The organism is Serratia sp. NA_112.1, assembly GCF_052691715.1.
Genome location: NZ_JBQZFO010000003.1, coordinates 301,671 through 318,562 on the forward strand (window position 1 = coordinate 301,671; position 16,892 = coordinate 318,562).

Here is a 16,892-nt window from a genome sequence, read left to right on the forward strand (position 1 = left end):
AGATTTAGCGGTTTTCAGACGTAAAAAAACCGGGACCTGCTTCAGCCCCGGTTTTTTAATTTCGATGAAATTTACTGGTGAGCCAGTTCCACTTCGTCTTCGCTGTCCATAATGGACTTGTCAGTCTGTTTCATCAGTTGGCTGGTGACGGTACCGGCGGTCATGGAACCGCTAACGTTCAGCGCGGTACGGCCCATGTCGATCAGTGGTTCAACCGAAATCAGTAGAGCGACCAGCGTGACCGGCAGGCCCAGTGCAGGCAGCACAATCAGCGCGGCGAAGGTTGCGCCGCCACCCACACCGGCAACACCGGCGGAGCTGATGGTGACGATACCCACCAGCGTGGCGATCCACAGCGGATCAAGCGGGTTGATACCGACGGTAGGGGCAACCATCACCGCCAGCATGGCCGGGTAGAGACCGGCACAACCGTTCTGGCCGATAGTCGCGCCGAACGACGCCGAGAAACTGGCAATCGATTCAGGTATACCCAGGCGACGGGTTTGTGCTTCCACATTCAGCGGAATGCTGGCGGCGCTGGAGCGGCTGGTGAAGGCAAAGGTGATCACCGGCCAGACTTTGCGGAAAAACTTTGCCGGGTTAACGCCGGTGAAGGCCAGCAGCACCGCATGCACGCCAAACATGATGGTCAGACCGAGGTAAGAGGCCACCACGAAGCTGCCGAGTTTGACGATGTCGTGGATGTTGGAACCGGCCACCACTTTGGTCATTAACGCCAGGACGCCGTACGGGGTCAGTTTCATGACCAGACGCACCAGCTTCATGACCCAGGCTTGCAGGGTGTCGATAGCGACCAGTACGCGTTGGCCTTTCTCTTTATCGTCTTTCAGCAACTGCAGCGAAGCCACACCCAGGAAGGCGGCGAAGATCACCACGCTAATGATCGAGGTTGGGCTGGCACCGGTCAGATCGGCAAACGGATTTTTCGGCACGAACGACAGCACCAGTTGCGGTACGGTCAGGTCGGCTACTTTACCGACGTAGTTGCTCTGAATAGCCGCCATGCGCGCGCTTTCCTGCGTGCCCTGCACCAGGCCTTCTGCGGTCAAACCGAACAGGTTGGTGACCAGCACGCCCACCAGTGCGGCGATCAGCGTGGTGAACAGCAGGGTGCCAATCGTCAGGAAGCTGATTTTTCCCAATGAAGAGGCGTTATGCAGCTTGGCGACCGCGCTCAAAATTGAGGCGAACACCAATGGCATAACAATCATTTGTAGCAGTTGCACATAGCCGTTGCCGACAATGTTGAACCAACTGATGGATTCTTTCAGTACCGGGTTATCGGAACCGTAAACCAGTTGCAGTGCCAGACCGAACACCACGCCCATTACCAGGCCGACCAATACCTTTTTCGCCAGGCTCCATTGCTTATGGCGGGTTTGCGCCAACAGCAAAAGGAGGGCGACAAAAATCACCACGTTAATAACCAGCGGAAGATTCATCCCCAATGTCTCCAATTATTTTTTCTTATATAAAAATGGCTATGCACCAAGGCGTAGCGATACTAAATATCGTAACAGTTTGCGTAACGGCTCACTTATATCCAAATGGAATTTGATATAACTTTGTGGGTGAATTTGTTTGATTAATAATCTTTTCGGATATTAAATGGCCGTTTTTTTGTGATCACAGTCTGATATTTTTTATTTGTTCGAAATAGGACTGCACAGGAATGGTGCAACCGCCTTGCCAGTAGACAGCGAAAGCGACCAGACACAGGCACAGAGCGCGCTCGAGTTGGTTGCCTTTCTGAGAATTTAGCAGCGGCAGGCGAAAACGCCAGCGGCAAGGCCAAAGCAAGGGCACGCCGGCGGGGGTGAGCATATCTGCCAACAGGTGACTGAAGTAACCGATAATCATCGCATGCAGCACATCCGGCGGGATCGGCCAACTGCGTGGGACGTCAAGCTGGAACAGTGCCATGCCACCGGCGATCGCCAGCAGGCTATGAGTAAAACCGCGATGGCCGAAGGCACGAGAGATTGGAATGGCGATCCAGCGCAGACGCTGGCCTAACACCGATTTTGGGTGATCGATATCGGGCAGCAACGAAGTCAGCAGAGCAGCGGGGATAATATGCCACCAGTCGCCGGTAGCAAGCGATGGTGTCACCTCGGCCTTTTTGGCGAAAATCGCGCAAGCGACAGAGAAAATAAGATGTCCTTCCGCGGTCATACTGCCGTTCCAGCTGATAAACTGTTAATTTATCCAGTATATGGGAAAATTTCCAGTAGTGGAAGCAGTTACCCTGTAACCAATTGTTTATTTTATGACACAATGCGCTATTTTGAAATTAAGCGCTGATGGGGCTTGAAGGGGATAGTCATGGCACCGGGATCAGACCGATGCCGCGAAAATTACGCTAGGTGATCCGGTGTCAGCTGTTCCAGCGTTTCGAGCTTATGGTCGGCCAATGCCCAGCGCGGATCGTCGCGATATTCGTGCGCCGGGATAACAATCGAACGCATTCTGGCGGCCTTGGTGGCAATCATGCCGTTGAATGAGTCTTCCAGAGTGATGCAGCGCAGTGGATCACTGCCGAGGCGCTCGGCGGCGATCAGATACACTTCGGGGTGCGGCTTGCTATATGGCAGATACTCGGCGGAAACCAATTGGTCAAAGTAGCCTTCAAGGCCAAACATCTGCAGCACCTGCTGTTGCATGTGCAACGGCGAAGCGGAAGCCAGGCCGATATTCAGATCCAGACTGCGGCACAGTTCCAGCGCCTGCTGCACGCCTGGCAACAGCGGTTGTTTTTCACGTACCAGTTCTATGGCGCGTTCGATGATCCGCGCTGAAACTTCCTCTTGCGAAACCCCTTGCCACGGCATGGCTTGGTACCACATTTTCACCACCAGATCGATGCGCAGACCCAGGGTATCCGGTAGCTTGTGGCGGTCGGACAAATCCAGCCCCAGTGCGCCAAAGATATCCAGTTCCGCCTGTAGCCACAGGGGTTCTGAATCGATCAATAAACCATCCATATCAAAAATAGCGGTTTCAATGCGTTGCGAATAGGTCATTAACGGTTAACTCCTTGCCGGCGCCGATGAATGTGGCAAACACTTTATCATCGCTGACGGCGAGACTAAAACTTTTGCCTACCGGGCTGACCCCGGCCAAAGCGCAGGATACGCCACACTTCCCGCAGCTTTAACCACCAGCGCTGATGTTGGCGCTCGGTGACCTGCTGTAGCATGCGCGCATAGTCCAGCACCAATCCTGGCGTCCAGGTCATGCTTTCGCCACGGCTGCGCAGCACCGCCAGCATCCACAGGTTGGGATCGAGCACCAGCAACAGAAAACGTCGCCACAGATGCTTATCGCCCAGTACGCCTTCCAGCGCGCTGTCGAGTGCCCGAATCACTGTGGTGGAACAGTTGCGACGGGTCAGATTGTAGGTGGTGTCCTGCCGATAGCGTTGCCAAAAAGCGCGCAGCGCCGTCGGGTTATAGCGATGAAACTGGATTTTTTTATCCGGTGGGCACCAGGCCGCCACCTCTTGCTGCAGGCTCGGCAGAAAACGCCCGTCGACGTTGTTTTGCTCGCCGGAATGTAGCAACTGGCGGAAATCCTGTGCGGAGTGGCTGATATTGTTAAGCGGATAGTGGCTAATATACAGATCCGGATCGAGTGCCACGGCAGCATGCCCGGTGGAGATGTTACCGTCGCCGTCTACTGCGGCTATGTAGCGGTCGACGATGTAACGTCGGCGAGCGTCTTTTGCCGAACCTATTGGCGTCCAGACGTACAGGTTGAGTGGGCTGGAGTCATGCGCCCATTGTAGTCCCGACTGATCCTGATTTTGATTCAGAGAAAAGCTTTCCAGCCGGCGTGCAATGCGCAGCAGCGCCCAACCGGAAAGCAGGATCATTACGCCGAGGCAAAAGGGCACCGTCATGCGGTGTGGTGCCGGCCAGCCGAAAAAGATCATCAATGAAAGCAGAATTTCACCGCTGCCAGCGAGCGCTACCGGCTTCCAGCGGCTGTGCTGGATCACCGTGGAGGAGGCGATACGTACCGCGCCGTCAAGTAACAGCGCACTGCCAAATACCAACGTGGCGACAATGTTACCGTCTGCAGGTACGTCAAAAATCGTAAAGGCCATAAAGATAAAGCCCAGGCCTTTCAGCAGCACCGGTCGGCTGGCGGAAGAACCTATCACCAACGCGGCGGAAATCGCCACCAGCCCCTCCAGCGCCAATATGACTGCCAAGGCATCTAACGCCAGCACCGAACGACCATCCTGCAGAATGTCGAACAGCATCAGCATGCCCACGCAGATCCACAACCAGCCGAACAGCATCAGCAGGCGGCGCTGCCCGTGCAGCGCCTGTGTGCCCAACAATAAGATAATCAGCCGGATCATGGTGGCCCCTGTCTAAACGGATTGATTTAACTATATAACTATTTAATGGTAACGCGCGGATGTCGTTAAGCTGTTGATTTCGGATAATCCCGGCTACGCTTGTAGCACAATAACGGTGAAGAAAACGGTGGGCGAGTTTCAGTAACTACAGGTAGACTTAGTCAATTACGGTTACGTCGCTTACAAGGGGAACACATGACGTATCAACAGGCTGGGCGCATCGCCATTATCAAACGTATTCTTGGCTGGGTGGTTTTTATCCCGGCGTTGCTTTCAACGCTGATCTCAATGTTGATGTTTGTTTATCAGCACAGCGAAAAGACTAAAGGCATCAATGCGGTAATGCTGGATTTTGTCCACGTGATGGTCGATATGGTGCGCTTCAATACGCCGTTCCTGAATATCTTCTGGTATAACTCGCCGGTCCCGGACGTCGAAAAAAGCCTGTTCAGTGGCGCTAATTTCATGTTTATCGTGATTTATATTCTGATTTTTGTCGGGCTGGCGCTGCAGGCTTCAGGTGCGCGCATGTCACGCCAGGTGAAATTTATTCGCGAGGGCCTGGAAGACCAGATGATCCTCGAGCAGGCCAAGGGCGGCGAGGGGCACACCCGTGCGCAGTTGGAAGAACGTATTACCCTGCCGCACCACACCATTTTTCTGCAATACTTCCCGCTGTACATTTTACCGGTGGTGATTGCGGTGATCGCCTGGTTTGTTATCAAGCTGCTCGGCCAACTGGCCAGCGTGGCTTAAGGTGAGATAAAGTTGAGGCGCTGGGTTCAGCGCCTTGATTTTTATCGCGGCTAGGAATGCAGCAGTGTTTCCACCGCACGCTGGGCCTTGACCAGATGCTGGCCACCAAACAGATTGCTGCGGTTGAGCAGGTAATACAGCTGATACAACGGCTGACGTTCGATAAATCCATTCTCCAAAGGCCAGATGCTTTGGTAACCGTCATAAATCTGCGGCGGCAGCTCCGGATACAGTGGCAGCATCGCCAAATCGCACTCTCTGTCGCCCCAATAGCAGGCTGGATCAAACAGCAAGGGGCCGTTGGCAGTTAAAGCGCAGTTGGCAGGCCATAAATCGCCATGCAACAGTGAAGGCTGCGGCTGATGGTGCTGCAGGCGGAGATACACCGCGTCAACAATCTCATCAATATCCCCGAAGGTCATGCCTTTCTCTGCCGCCATTTGCAACTGCCAGCCAATACGCTGCTCGGCAAAAAACTCTGACCAGCGGCGCTGCCAGGCATTGGGTTGCGGAGTGGTAGACAAATCGTTGTCGAAGTCGAGACCGAACTGCGGCTGTTCGCTCCATTTGTGCAGATGAGCCAGTTGTTGGCCAAGACAGTAGGCGCCGTGGGCATCAAAGGGTTTCAGGGGTTGATACTCCAGCAGCAGGAAACTGTAGTCGCGATCGCTGCCGACGCCGTATACCTGCGGGACCCGCACCGTTTTACTGCGTGCAAGTAACTCCAACTGGTCGGCCTCGGCGGTAAAGATGGGCAACAGTTCCCGGGCATCGCATTTGACAAACACCAGGTGGTCACCGTAACTCACACACCATGCCGGGTGAATATCGCCCCCTGGCAGTTCGGTTTTTGCGCGGATTTCTGCGCTGCCAAGATGTTCACTTAACAGACGGCTAACGGCTTGCCACATGGTACACCCCCTCTGTGTTGCCTGCGAATTCATTAGGTTAGCGTCTTTAGCCTGAAGAAAACACGACCTGGCGCACAGCTGGCACCAACAACAGGCGATTTTCTCGCCACTCGCGTTTGCTCAAAGTATATACGCTATTGATTAATTTAAGTACGGCGCATGTTGCAACTTGCCGGCGTGAGAGCGATGTTTATCAGGCTGATTGCACATGTCGCGACAGTAGAATCTTAAGATGGCCTTTACTATCAATGAGATGAGAAATTAATGGAGCAAAACCAGCAGTGGCAGAGCGGTGAATACCGGATTAACAGTGATAAGAGTGAATTAAATATCGCCTTTATCCACGCTTTTTTGACCACCTCGACCTGGGCGAGTGGCATTTCGCTGGCGACGGTGCAGTTGTCCATCGACAACAGCCTGTGTTTTGGTTTGTATCATCAGCAACAACAGATTGGCTTTGCCCGTCTGGTTACGGATTACGCCACTTTCGGTTAGCTGTGCGATGTGTTTGTCTCTCCGGATTATCAGGGGCAGGGGTTAGCGCGTTGGTTGATGGATTGCACGTTGAAACACCCTGTGCTGCAACGGCTGCGACGAATTATGCTGGTCAGGTACTGCGCCGTGGCTGTACCAGAAAGCGGGTTATGAAGCGGTGAATCGTGAGGATTTTGTCTGGCAGATTGTCCGGCCGGATATTTACCAGCAGGAGTAACATCAGGCGGCGGTGCGATTGGGCACCGCCGCCTGTTTCAAGGTTTGACGTTGATTAAGCTTTCTTCGTGACGTTGTAACGGTCTGAACTTGCTGTAGAGCAGAGCGACCACAAACAGAATCGCCTGAACGATCACAATGCAGGGGCCGGTGGCCCCGTCAATGTGAAAACTGATCAAGGTGCCGAGCACGCAGGAGAACACCGAAACTACCGTGGCGACCATCAACATGCGATCGAAGCTGCGGCACAGCATAAAGGCAATAATCCCAGGTGCGATTAACATCGCAATCACCAGAATCACCCCCACCGCCTGCAGCGAAGCGACAATGGTCAGCGCCAGCAGGCACAGTAACCCGTAGTGCAACAGCTTCACCGGCAGGCCAATCACCCTGGCATGGTTGGGATCGAAACAGTAAAGCATCAGATCCTTGCGTTTGAGCAACACCACCAACAGGGTAATACCGGCCATCAGCAGCGTCTGTTTCAGTTCGACATCGGTAATACCCAGCATGTTGCCGAACAGAATGTGGCTCAGATGCTGATCGGTATCGACGCGTGAAAACAACACCAGCCCAAAGGCGAACATGCCAGAGAACACGATGCCCATCACCGTATCCTCTTTCACCCGGCTGTTTTCTTTCAGGTAACCGGTGGCGACTGCGCAGAAAATACCGGAGAAAAACGCACCGATCACCACCGGGATGCCGAGCACAAATGCCAGCACGATGCCGGGCAGCACCGCATGCGAAATGGCATCGCCCATCAGTGACCAGCCCTTGAGCACCAGATAACAGGACAGCACCGCACAGACTACGCCGGTGACGATAGCGGCCAGGATCGCCCGCTGCATAAACGGATAGGCGAACGGCTCGCTGAGCAGTTGATACAAGGTTTCCATCAGTGGCCTCCGGTCTGTTCACGCGCTACGCGGTGTTTGGATGCCAGCAGGCCGTGCTTGGGGGCAAAGAAAAAGGCGGCCAGGAACACCAGCGTCTGCAGGGTCACGATCACCCCACCGGTCGCGCCGTCGAGGAAGAAGCTCAGGTAAGCCCCGAAGCCGCTGGTCAATGCGCCGATCACGATGGCGATGATCACCAGCCGACTGAAACGGTCGGTCAGCAGATAGGCAGTGGCGCCTGGCGTGATGACCATGGCTATCACCAAAATCGCGCCGACGGTTTGTAATGCCGCCACGGTGCAGGCGCTGAGCAGGGTGAAGAACAGGATCTTCAGCCGCAGCGGCGACAGGCCAATCGACACCGCGTGGTTTTCGTCAAAGAACACCGCCAGCAGATCTTTCCACACCAGACACAGGATCAGCAGCGATACGCCGATGATAATCTCGACCTGCAACACGTCTTCATCGGCAATTCCGAGAATATTGCCGAAGATAATCGACTGCACATTTACCGAGGTGGGGTTGAGCGAAACGATCAGCAGGCCGACGGCGAAGAAGGTGGAAAAGATAAAGCCGATAATCGCGTCTTCACGCAGGCGAGTGATGTGGCGCACCAGCGTCATGGCCAGTGCGGCCAGCATGCCGGTAAAGAAGGCACCTGCGGCGTAGGGCAGGCCCAGCGCATAGGCACCCGCGACACCAGGCACCACCGAGTGCGACAGGGCATCACCCATCAGCGACCAGCCTTTCAGCATCAGGTAGGCCGACAGGAACGCGCAGGCGGCACCGACGATGGCGCTGACCCAGATGGCTTTGACCATATAGTTGTAACTGAAGGGTTGCAGCAGAAGTTCCAGCATCAGGGTTGTTTCTCCTTTGGCTGGCTTTGCGCCGGCGGGTCACTTTTGCTATGGCCGTAGAACACCGCCGGGCGCTCGTCATCGGTCAGCACCGTCAGGGTGCGCGGATCGTTGTCGTCGTGCAGGTCCGGGCCGGACAGGTTGATATGCCGCAGTACGCCGCCAAATGCCTGTTCCAGGTTGTTCTGGGTAAAGGTGGTTTCAGTCGGCCCTGCGGCCAGCACCGTACGATTAATCAGGATCACCCGATCGCAAAACTCCGGCACGCTTCCCAGGTTATGGGTGGAAACCAGGATTAGGTGGCCTTCATCGCGCAACGCGCGCAGCAGATCAATAATGGCATTCTCGGTTTTGACGTCGACGCCGGTAAAGGGCTCGTCCAGTAGCAGAACCGTCCCTTGTTGAGCCAGCGCCCGCGCCAGAAAGACGCGTTTTTTTTGCCCGCCGGAAAGTTCGCCGATCTGGCGGGTGCGCAGTTCGCTCAGGCCAACGCGCTCCAGCGCCTTATCGACCCGCAATCTGTCCTCCTTTGAAGGGATGCGCAGGAAGTTCATCTTGCCATAGCGGCCCATCATCACCACGTCTTCTACCAATACCGGGAAATTCCAGTCAACCTCTTCGGTTTGCGGGACGTAGGCAATCACGTTTTTCTTCAGCGCCTGCGCGACTGGTTGCTCGTTGAGTTGTACGCGGCCGCTGGTGGGCCGGACCAGCCCCATAATACTTTTGAACAGGGTCGATTTACCGCTGCCGTTGACGCCAACCAGCGCGCAAATGGCGCCGCCACTCAGGGTGAAACTGGCGTTGTGGATCGCGGTATGGCCGTTGTTGTAGGTCACGGTAACGTCGTCCACGCTCAATTCAGGGCGGACAAAAACCTCGGTGGTCATTGATCAAATCCTTTGGCAATGGTTTGTACGGTGGCATTGAGCAGGTCGATATAAGTCGGCACCGGGCCACCCTGAGCAGACAGTGAATCGACATAGAGTACGCCGCCGTATTTTGCGCCTGTCTCTTTGGCGACCTGTTTGGCAGGTTTGTCGGAAATGGTACTTTCGCTAAATACCACCGGGATGTGGTTGGCGCGCACGGCGTCAATCACCCGGCGAACCTGCTGCGGCGAGCCTTGCTCATCGGCGTTGATTGGCCACAGATACACTTCTTTCAACTGATAGTCTTTCGCCAAATAGCTGAAGGCACCTTCACTGGTCACTAACCAACGCTGAGCTGCAGGGATGCGTGCCAGGCGTTCGCGCAGCGGTGCGTCCAACGCGGCAATTTTGGCGGCATAGGTTTTGGCATTGCGGTTATAGGTTTCGGCATTGCCCGGGTCGTGTTGTACCAGTGCCTTACGGATGTTTTCGATATACACCAGTGCGTTGCTGGCGGACATCCAGGCGTGCGGATTCGGGTTACCGTTATAGGGTCCTTCACGGATCGGCAGTGGGGTGATGCCTTCGGTGACTACCGCGGCAGGCACCTGTTTGATGTTCTCAAAAAAACGCTGGAACCAGCGTTCCAGATTCATACCGTTCCACAGGATCAGGTCGGCGTGCTGCGCCTTAACAATATCGCGCGGTGTTGGCTGATAATCATGGATTTCCGCGCCCGGTTTGGTGATTGACTCCACCACGGCGGCATCACCGGCCACATTCTGGGCGATATCCTGAATGATGGTAAAGGTGGTTACCACCCGCAGTTTTTTCTCTGCCAATGCGGCCTGGCTGGCGAGGCTGGCAGTCAATAACAGGCACAGCAGGGCGATAGGGCGGGAAAAGCCACTGGGTTTAGTCATGAATAGGCGGGGAAAAGCGCGTTGTTTCATAAACATGGTGACATCTCCTGTCTCAAATGAAAATGATTATCAATATCAATTGAGGCAAAGTCAAGCATCACCTGCCGGCTGATTGCCGGTTATTTACTCAATTGGAAAAATAATACCGCCCAGTGAGTTATAGCATTTTATGTATCAGTATGTAACCGCTTAATATAGCCATCGTAGGTGACAATATCGACATCAGGGACCTTACCCAACGCCACCTGCCCAAGTTTCTGTGCTAGTAGCTGCACATCCTGTTGATCCAGTGGGGTTATCAACGCAAAACTGTTGCTGCCCAGCTCATGCGGAATGCCATTTTCGTCTGCCACCGACGTGACAAATCCATGAAGGGTTAATTGTCCTGTCAGCTTGGCCAAATCAGCTAATCCTTCTTCCTGATAGCGAAAAGTCACCACAAAACACGTTGTTGCAGATTGACTCATAAATCACCTCTTGGTATACGAGTAGCTTGAGATTAGACCAAAAAAAGCGTACAGGCGTCCTTACAAGTTGTATATGCTACGCAACTCATTGAAAGGAGTGAGGGATTCTGTGAAAACAAAAATAGGTTGCCTGACGGCAATTTTGCTTTTGTCGGGTTGTGCCAAAGACCCGCAAACAGCAACCAATATTTCAGGCAGTGGCACATTACGTGGCGGTTGGTTAAAGACCCCTCCACAGGCTCCGGTTAACCGAACAGGGACACCGATAGCCTATAACGATTACATTCGTCAGGCCGCTAACAGCTATGGCGTTGACGAAACGCTGATTAAAGCGATTATTCAGGTGGAATCCGGGTTTAACCCGAATGCAGTCAGTACCTCGAACGCCGTGGGATTAATGCAGCTGAAACCTTCAACCGCCGGGCGTGACGCCTATCGTCTGAAAGGAAGAAGCGGGCAGCCAAGCTCGCGTGAGTTGAAGGATCCGGCGGTTAATATTGATCTGGGAACGGCCTATATCAATATTCTTCAAAGCCAGCAGCTAGCCGGGATCAACGATCCACAGACGTTACGTTACGCCACCATTGTGTCTTATGTGAATGGGGCGGGTGCCATGTTGCGGACCTTCTCATCAGACAAGCGCGTCGCGGTAAATCGTATCAATCAGATGAGCCCGGATGAGTTTTATCAGCATATCCAGAAAAAGCATCCGGCCCCGCAGGCGCCGCGCTATTTATGGAAGGTGACCACCGCCTACCAGGCAATGTCGCCCTAGTTCAAATTTCTTTGCTAAACCGGCCTCTTACTGGGGCCGGATTTTTTATTGGCGCGCGGTAAAATCGCGATGCACTTCTCATTTTTCGTTATTTCCCATCCTGTTACCTGAAAAACCGCACGAATAGTTAATTTTACATTAACCAGCAAATCTTTACGTTCATTCAATAAGTTACCGGTAACATTTTGGCGTTTGGCCACATTGTGGCCTTCAATAAATATACAAATAAGTAACAATTTATGTTTGAAACCCGCATCGACCGCAAGGTTGAGGTTAAATAGTTGTGATTATCTTTGGATGGAATGTGATATGTCGGACGATAAAACTAACAATTCACGGCGCGATTTCTTGCTGAAATCGATGACTTTAATCCCCGCAGCGGTGATTGGCGGCAGTGGCGTTAGTGCGCTGACAGCCTCAATACCGGCGGTCGCGGCAACAGACACCCCAAAAACAAGCGACTATCAGCCTACCTTCTTTACCCCGGAAGAGTGGGCCTTCGTCAAGGCGGCTGTGGCACGTCTGATCCCGGCCGACGATCGTGGTCCTGGGGCGCTGGAAGCTGGCGTGCCGGAATTTATCGATCGTCAGATGAATACCCCGTACGCGACCGGATCCATCTGGTATATGCAGGGGCCGTTTAACCCGGATGTTCCGAAGGAAATGGGTTATCAACTGCCGCTGGTGCCGAAACAGATCTACAACCTGGGTATCGCTGATGCCGATGCCTACAGCAAGAAAACCGCCGGTAAAGTTTTTGCCGACCTGGACGCCGCACAGCAGGACGCGTTGTTGCAGAAATTTGAGTCCGGCGACGCTGAGTTTTCGCAGTTGCCTGCCAAACTGTTCTTCTCCTACTTGTTGCAAAACACCCGCGAAGGTTTCTTTAGCGATCCAATCCATGGTGGCAATAAAGACATGGTCGGTTGGAAGCTGATTAATTTTCCTGGCGCGCGCGCCGACTTTATGGACTGGGTTGAACGAGGGGAACGTTATCCCTTACCCCCGGTATCAATTCGTGGGGAGAGAGGGTAACAATGGCAACGGTAATGAAAAAAGTAGACGCGGTGATCGTCGGCTTCGGTTGGGTGGGCGCCATTATGGCCAAAGAACTCACCGAGGCTGGCCTCAACGTGGTGGCGCTGGAACGCGGCCCGATGCGCGATACCTATCCGGACGGTTCCTACCCGCAGGTGATCGACGAACTGACCTATAACATTCGCCGCAAGCTGTTCCAGGATTTGTCAAAAAGCACCGTGACCATTCGTCACAATACCAGCCAGACGGCAGTGCCTTACCGTCAGTTAGCGGCGTTCCTGCCGGGTACCGGCGTGGGTGGCGCAGGCCTGCACTGGTCTGGCGTACATTTCCGCATCGATCCTATCGAGCTGCGCATGCGTAGCCACTACGAAGAACGTTATGGCAAAAACTTCATCCCGAAAGACATGACCATCCAGGACTTCGGTGTCACCTATGACGAGTTGGAGCCCTTCTTCGACAAAGCGGAGAAAGTGTTCGGCACCTCCGGCACCGCCTGGACCGTCAAGGGCCAAAAAATGGCACCGAAGGGCGGTAACCCCTTCGCGGCTGACCGTTCCGACAACTTCCCGTTGCCGGCGCAGAAGAATACTTTCTCTGCGCAAATGTTCGAGAAAGCGGCGCGAGACGTGGGCTATCACCCTTATAACCTGCCTTCTGCCAACACTTCGGATTCCTACACCAATCCGTATGGCGCGCAGATGGGGCCGTGCAACTTCTGTGGTTTCTGCAGTGGTTACGCCTGTTATATGTATTCCAAGGCTTCACCGAACGTCAATATTTTGCCGGCATTGCGCATGGAGAAACGCTTCGAACTGCGCACCAACGCCAATGTGTTGAAGGTGAACCTGACCGACGATAAATCTCGCGCAACCGGTGTCAATTATATCGACGCGCAAGGCCGTGAAGTCGAACAGCCGGCCGAGCTGGTGATCCTGGGTGCTTTCCAGTTCCACAACGTTCACCTGATGCTGCTGTCCGGTATCGGCAAACCTTACGATCCGGTGACCGGCGAAGGTGTGGTTGGGCGTAACTTCGCTTACCAAAACCTGACCACTATCAAGGCGTTTTTCGACAAGGACGTGTTTACCAACCCGTTCATCGGCGCTGGTGGTAATGGTGTGGGTGTGGACGACTTCAACGCCGACAACTTTGACCATGCCGAAGCAGGCTTCGTTGGCGGTTCGCCGTTCTGGGTCAACCAGGCGGGCACCAAACCGATCTCCGGCTTGCCAACCCCTCCGGGCACCCCGGCCTGGGGCAGTAAGTGGAAAGCGGCGGTGGCCGATGCCTATACCCATCATGTCTCGATGGATGCCCACGGTGCGCACCAGTCGTATCGCAGCAACTATCTGGATCTCGACCCTACCTACAAAAACGTGTTCGGCCAGCCTCTGCTGCGCATGACGTTCGACTGGCAGGAAAACGACATCAAGATGGCGCAATTTATGTACGACAAAATGGCCCCGATCGCCAAGGCCATGAACCCGAAACTGATTTCTGGCAGCCCGAAAAACGCCAACAGTCATTTCGATACCACCAGCTACCAAACCACTCATATGAACGGCGGTGCGGTGATGGGCGAAGATCCGAAGACCAGTGCGGTGAACCGCTATTTGCAAAGCTGGGACGTCCATAACGTGTTCTCGATCGGCGCGTCAGCTTTCCCGCAGGGTCTGGGTTACAACCCGACCGGCACCGTGGCCGCGTTGGCTTACTGGTCTGCACGCGCTATTCGCGAGCAGTATCTGAAAAACCCAGGCCCTTTGGTGCAGGCATAAGGACGGCGACTGATGAAAGCATTTGTTCCCGCACTGGTTCTCAGTGCACTGAGTTTCTCTGTCTGGGCGCAGGACGCCACGGTCAGCAGCGAGTTGATCAAGCGCGGTGAGTATCTGGCGCGTGCCGGTGACTGCGTGGCCTGCCACACCAACGGCAAAAGCGGTAAAGAGTTTGCCGGGGGGCTGGCGATGGAAACGCCGATCGGCACCATTTACTCCACCAATATCTCACCGGACAAGAAAACCGGCATCGGTGATTACAGCTTCGAAGACTTCGACAACGCGGTACGCAAGGGCGTCGCCAAAAACGGCAGCACCCTGTACCCGGCGATGCCGTATCCGTCGTTTGCGCTGGTGAAAGAGGATGACATGCGCGCCATGTATGCCTACTTCATGCACGGCGTACCGGCGGTGGAACAGGCCAACAAGGATTCCGATATCCCCTGGCCGCTGTCAATGCGCTGGCCGCTGAGTATCTGGCGCGGCATGTTTGCGCCATCACCGGCGGACTTTGTGGTGGACACCAAGGCCGATCCGGTGATTGAGCGGGGTCGTTATCTGGTGGAAGGGTTGGGCCACTGCGGTGCCTGCCATACGCCACGCAGCATTACCATGCAGGAAAAAGCGCTGAGCAATAATGACGGTGACAACTACCTGTCCGGCAGCAATGCGCCGATCGACGGTTGGGTGGCATCCAGCCTGCGTGGTGATAACAAGGATGGGCTGGGAACCTGGAGCGAGGCCGAACTGACCGAGTTCCTGAAAACCGGCCGTAACGATAAGTCCATCGTGTTTGGCGGTATGAGCGACGTGGTTGAGCATAGCCTGCAGTATCTCAGCGATGAGGATCTGACGGCAATTTCGCGTTACCTGAAAACGCTGCCGCCGAAAGACGGCAAGCAGCAGGCCACACCGGTAGAAGACAGCGTAGCCAAGGATCTGTGGCGCGGTGACGACAGCAAGCCCGGAGCGGCGTTGTACGTCGATAACTGTGCTGCCTGCCACCGTACCGATGGCGTGGGTTACAAACGTGCTTTCCCGGCGCTGAAGGGCAACCCGGTGGTGCAGACCGAAGATGCGACCTCGTTGATCCACATCGTGCTGACCGGTAACACCACGCCGGCGGTGAAAGGGGCGGTATCCAACATCACCATGCCACCGTTTGGCTGGCGGTTGAACGACCTGCAGGTAGCGGAAGTGGTTAACTTCATTCGCTCAAGCTGGGGTAACAGCGCCAAGCCGGTTAGCGCCTCAGACGTGGCCAGCGTACGTAAAGACCAGAAGGATATGGGCAGCGCCGCCGTACCGGAACATCCGGACGCCAACAAGTAAGTCATCCTCCAGGGCCTCATTCGAGGCCCTTTTTACGGTAGGCTGGGCCTGCCTTCTGACATTAACTCTATGTTTTATCAGCATTACAGATATCTGTAAGCCGTCAAAAACAACTCAAGTGTGGACAGTATGTGGACGCTAAACGGCGACTTTGCCCTGCAATGGGTTGAACGAAATAGCATCGTTCAGGAAGTCCGGCGAAAAGTGTGCATATGTCATTGTCTGAGTGATTTTGGCATGGCCCAAAATGCGTTGCAGAGTCACAATATTCCCTCCGTTCATCATGAAGTGCGTTGCGAACGTGTGACGCAAAACATGCGTCGCTTGTCCTTTCGGTAAATCTGGCTTTATCGTCCTAATCAGCGTGCGGAAAGCGTCATAACTTGCATCTGGGAATAGCTTGCCTGTTTTTCGAGTGAACAGGGCCTCTCTAACATCCTCAGAAACTGGCACAGAACGCCTTTTACCGGTTTTGGTATGTACAAAAGTCACTTTGCCGCCGATGACGTTTTCAACACGTAATTGGCTAGCCTCTCCCCATCGTGCGCCGGTGCTTAAACACAAGACTGCAATTTTGTAGTTATCACCTTCCGCGCTTGCAAGCAGGTGTTCGATCTCGGGTTGTAAAAGAAATCCCATAGACGTCGGGGCTTCCTTGAGTTTGTTTATCCCGCGCAATGGGTGAACGCCGTGGTACAAGCCTGCCTCAATCAGGAAGGTGAACATCCCCGATAGAACAACAAGATTACGGTTAAGCGTAGAAGCCTGGTCACCCTCGCTCAGTCTCAATACCCGATAGTTAGCAAGACGCCTTTTATCTATTTGGAACGCCGCAGGGTAGTCCATACTCCGGTTGATCTTGTTGAGTTTGTAACGATAAGACTGGCCATGGTCTATGGTCTTTCCGTGATACACCCACCAAAGCTCAATTAGCTCAGATAAAGACCGCTTATCTGTTGGCTTTGCTAGCCACCCCTTGTCGTGATAATTCACAAGCGTGTACTTCTCAAAAGCTTGTGCTTCGTGCTTCTTGTCAAATCTCCGGCGGATACGCTTTCCGTTGCGCCCGTTCGGCCTTATGTCCACTTCATATCGACCATCTTCGAGCTTCTTAATCGCCATCGCGAAGCCCTCCGAGGAAGATTTTACTTTCAGGAATACAGCAGGCTGTTACCTG

The 16,892-nt window shown here is 54.2% G+C and carries 17 protein-coding genes and 1 pseudogene; 6 read left to right on the top strand and 12 right to left on the bottom strand.

Annotated features, from left to right (window positions below; all coding sequences use genetic code 11):
* Positions 1-71: 71 nt before the first annotated feature.
* The 4 genes from ACUTQ5_RS09230 to ACUTQ5_RS09245 form a co-directional block, all read right to left on the bottom strand.
* Entirely contained in the window at positions 72-1,463 is a 1,392-nt protein-coding gene (locus ACUTQ5_RS09230) for an L-cystine transporter (protein WP_445651003.1), read from the bottom strand.
* A gap of 184 nt (positions 1,464-1,647) precedes the next feature.
* The gene (locus tag ACUTQ5_RS09235; RefSeq protein ID WP_445651004.1) at positions 1,648-2,196 is read right to left on the bottom strand and encodes a metal-dependent hydrolase; all 549 of its coding nucleotides are present in this window, start codon (positions 2,194-2,196) and stop codon (positions 1,648-1,650) included.
* Between the two features lie 182 nt (positions 2,197-2,378).
* Positions 2,379-3,044 (bottom strand): hexitol phosphatase HxpB, encoded by a 666-nt coding sequence (gene hxpB, locus ACUTQ5_RS09240; RefSeq protein ID WP_445651005.1) that lies wholly within the window; start codon positions 3,042-3,044, stop codon positions 2,379-2,381.
* Between the two features lie 65 nt (positions 3,045-3,109).
* Positions 3,110-4,390 carry an HdeD family acid-resistance protein gene (locus ACUTQ5_RS09245; protein ID WP_445651006.1) on the bottom strand — a complete coding sequence of 427 codons (1,281 nt, stop codon included), beginning with the start codon at positions 4,388-4,390 and terminating at the stop codon, positions 3,110-3,112.
* A 195-nt stretch (positions 4,391-4,585) separates the two neighbouring features.
* Between ACUTQ5_RS09245 and ACUTQ5_RS09250 the strand changes: the two genes are divergently transcribed.
* A complete protein-coding gene (locus ACUTQ5_RS09250; protein WP_445651007.1) occupies positions 4,586-5,146 on the top strand; it encodes a YniB family protein in 561 nt (186 codons plus the stop codon).
* A 50-nt stretch (positions 5,147-5,196) separates the two neighbouring features.
* Here ACUTQ5_RS09250 and ACUTQ5_RS09255 read toward each other — a convergent pair whose 3' ends face one another.
* Positions 5,197-6,057, bottom strand: a complete 861-nt coding sequence (locus ACUTQ5_RS09255) for a fructosamine kinase family protein (protein WP_445651008.1) — start codon at positions 6,055-6,057, stop codon at positions 5,197-5,199.
* A gap of 264 nt (positions 6,058-6,321) precedes the next feature.
* Between ACUTQ5_RS09255 and ACUTQ5_RS09260 the strand changes: the two are divergent.
* Positions 6,322-6,769 (top strand): annotated as a pseudogene (locus ACUTQ5_RS09260) (GNAT family N-acetyltransferase).
* A gap of 37 nt (positions 6,770-6,806) precedes the next feature.
* On the opposite strand, the gene ACUTQ5_RS09265 reads toward ACUTQ5_RS09260, so the two are convergent.
* The 5 genes from ACUTQ5_RS09265 to ghoS form a co-directional block, all read right to left on the bottom strand.
* Entirely contained in the window at positions 6,807-7,667 is an 861-nt protein-coding gene (locus tag ACUTQ5_RS09265; RefSeq protein ID WP_445651009.1) for a metal ABC transporter permease, read from the bottom strand.
* The gene (yfeC, locus tag ACUTQ5_RS09270; protein WP_445651010.1) at positions 7,667-8,527 is read right to left on the bottom strand and encodes an iron/manganese ABC transporter permease subunit YfeC; all 861 of its coding nucleotides are present in this window, start codon (positions 8,525-8,527) and stop codon (positions 7,667-7,669) included. Before yfeC ends, ACUTQ5_RS09265 begins: the two co-directional genes overlap by 1 nt.
* On the bottom strand, positions 8,527-9,417 hold the full coding sequence (locus tag ACUTQ5_RS09275) for a manganese/iron ABC transporter ATP-binding protein (protein WP_445651011.1): 891 nt from the start codon (positions 9,415-9,417) through the stop codon (positions 8,527-8,529). Before ACUTQ5_RS09275 ends, yfeC begins: the two co-directional genes overlap by 1 nt.
* Positions 9,414-10,358: a metal ABC transporter substrate-binding protein gene (locus tag ACUTQ5_RS09280; protein ID WP_445651012.1), complete on the bottom strand. Its 945-nt coding sequence runs from the start codon at positions 10,356-10,358 to the stop codon at positions 9,414-9,416. Before ACUTQ5_RS09280 ends, ACUTQ5_RS09275 begins: the two co-directional genes overlap by 4 nt.
* Before the next feature lie 131 nt (positions 10,359-10,489).
* The gene (gene ghoS / locus ACUTQ5_RS09285; RefSeq protein WP_445651013.1) at positions 10,490-10,789 is read right to left on the bottom strand and encodes a type V toxin-antitoxin system endoribonuclease antitoxin GhoS; all 300 of its coding nucleotides are present in this window, start codon (positions 10,787-10,789) and stop codon (positions 10,490-10,492) included.
* 109 nt (positions 10,790-10,898) lie between these two features.
* Here ghoS and ACUTQ5_RS09290 point away from each other — a divergent pair, with 109 nt between their 5' ends.
* Positions 10,899-11,564, top strand: coding sequence for a transglycosylase SLT domain-containing protein (locus ACUTQ5_RS09290; RefSeq protein WP_445651014.1), 666 nt, complete (start codon positions 10,899-10,901; stop codon positions 11,562-11,564).
* A gap of 14 nt (positions 11,565-11,578) precedes the next feature.
* Here ACUTQ5_RS09290 and ACUTQ5_RS09295 read toward each other — a convergent pair whose 3' ends face one another.
* Positions 11,579-11,764, bottom strand: coding sequence for a hypothetical protein (locus ACUTQ5_RS09295; RefSeq protein ID WP_445651015.1), 186 nt, complete (start codon positions 11,762-11,764; stop codon positions 11,579-11,581).
* Positions 11,765-11,873: 109 nt separating this feature from the next.
* On the opposite strand from ACUTQ5_RS09295, the gene ACUTQ5_RS09300 reads away from it, so the two are divergent.
* The 3 genes from ACUTQ5_RS09300 to ACUTQ5_RS09310 are packed head-to-tail and all read left to right on the top strand — an operon-like array spanning position 11,874 to position 15,715.
* Positions 11,874-12,599, top strand: coding sequence for a gluconate 2-dehydrogenase subunit 3 family protein (locus tag ACUTQ5_RS09300; protein WP_445651016.1), 726 nt, complete (start codon positions 11,874-11,876; stop codon positions 12,597-12,599).
* A 2-nt stretch (positions 12,600-12,601) separates the two neighbouring features.
* Positions 12,602-14,383 (top strand): GMC family oxidoreductase, encoded by a 1,782-nt coding sequence (locus tag ACUTQ5_RS09305; RefSeq protein WP_445651017.1) that lies wholly within the window; start codon positions 12,602-12,604, stop codon positions 14,381-14,383.
* Between the two features lie 12 nt (positions 14,384-14,395).
* Complete coding sequence (locus ACUTQ5_RS09310) at positions 14,396-15,715, top strand: c-type cytochrome (protein ID WP_445651018.1); 1,320 nt, start codon at positions 14,396-14,398, stop codon at positions 15,713-15,715.
* Between the two features lie 138 nt (positions 15,716-15,853).
* On the opposite strand, the gene ACUTQ5_RS09315 is transcribed toward ACUTQ5_RS09310, so the two are convergent.
* Positions 15,854-16,837 carry a phage integrase gene (locus ACUTQ5_RS09315; protein ID WP_421081853.1) on the bottom strand — a complete coding sequence of 328 codons (984 nt, stop codon included), beginning with the start codon at positions 16,835-16,837 and terminating at the stop codon, positions 15,854-15,856.
* Positions 16,838-16,892: the final 55 nt, after the last annotated feature.

Bases quoted from the DNA above. Each gene is read 5' to 3' on its own strand.
- ACUTQ5_RS09230 (WP_445651003.1), bottom strand. From the start codon at position 1,463: ATGAATCTTCCGCTGGTTATTAACGTGGTGATTTTTGTCGCCCTCCTT.
- ACUTQ5_RS09235 (WP_445651004.1), bottom strand. From the start codon at position 2,196: ATGACCGCGGAAGGACATCTTATTTTCTCTGTCGCTTGCGCGATTTTC.
- hxpB (WP_445651005.1), bottom strand. From the start codon at position 3,044: ATGACCTATTCGCAACGCATTGAAACCGCTATTTTTGATATGGATGGT.
- ACUTQ5_RS09245 (WP_445651006.1), bottom strand. From the start codon at position 4,390: ATGATCCGGCTGATTATCTTATTGTTGGGCACACAGGCGCTGCACGGG.
- ACUTQ5_RS09250 (WP_445651007.1), top strand. From the start codon at position 4,586: ATGACGTATCAACAGGCTGGGCGCATCGCCATTATCAAACGTATTCTT.
- ACUTQ5_RS09255 (WP_445651008.1), bottom strand. From the start codon at position 6,057: ATGTGGCAAGCCGTTAGCCGTCTGTTAAGTGAACATCTTGGCAGCGCA.
- ACUTQ5_RS09265 (WP_445651009.1), bottom strand. From the start codon at position 7,667: ATGGAAACCTTGTATCAACTGCTCAGCGAGCCGTTCGCCTATCCGTTT.
- yfeC (WP_445651010.1), bottom strand. From the start codon at position 8,527: ATGCTGGAACTTCTGCTGCAACCCTTCAGTTACAACTATATGGTCAAA.
- ACUTQ5_RS09275 (WP_445651011.1), bottom strand. From the start codon at position 9,417: ATGACCACCGAGGTTTTTGTCCGCCCTGAATTGAGCGTGGACGACGTT.
- ACUTQ5_RS09280 (WP_445651012.1), bottom strand. From the start codon at position 10,358: ATGTTTATGAAACAACGCGCTTTTCCCCGCCTATTCATGACTAAACCC.
- ghoS (WP_445651013.1), bottom strand. From the start codon at position 10,789: ATGAGTCAATCTGCAACAACGTGTTTTGTGGTGACTTTTCGCTATCAG.
- ACUTQ5_RS09300 (WP_445651016.1), top strand. From the start codon at position 11,874: ATGTCGGACGATAAAACTAACAATTCACGGCGCGATTTCTTGCTGAAA.
- ACUTQ5_RS09305 (WP_445651017.1), top strand. From the start codon at position 12,602: ATGGCAACGGTAATGAAAAAAGTAGACGCGGTGATCGTCGGCTTCGGT.
- ACUTQ5_RS09310 (WP_445651018.1), top strand. From the start codon at position 14,396: ATGAAAGCATTTGTTCCCGCACTGGTTCTCAGTGCACTGAGTTTCTCT.
- ACUTQ5_RS09315 (WP_421081853.1), bottom strand. From the start codon at position 16,837: ATGGCGATTAAGAAGCTCGAAGATGGTCGATATGAAGTGGACATAAGG.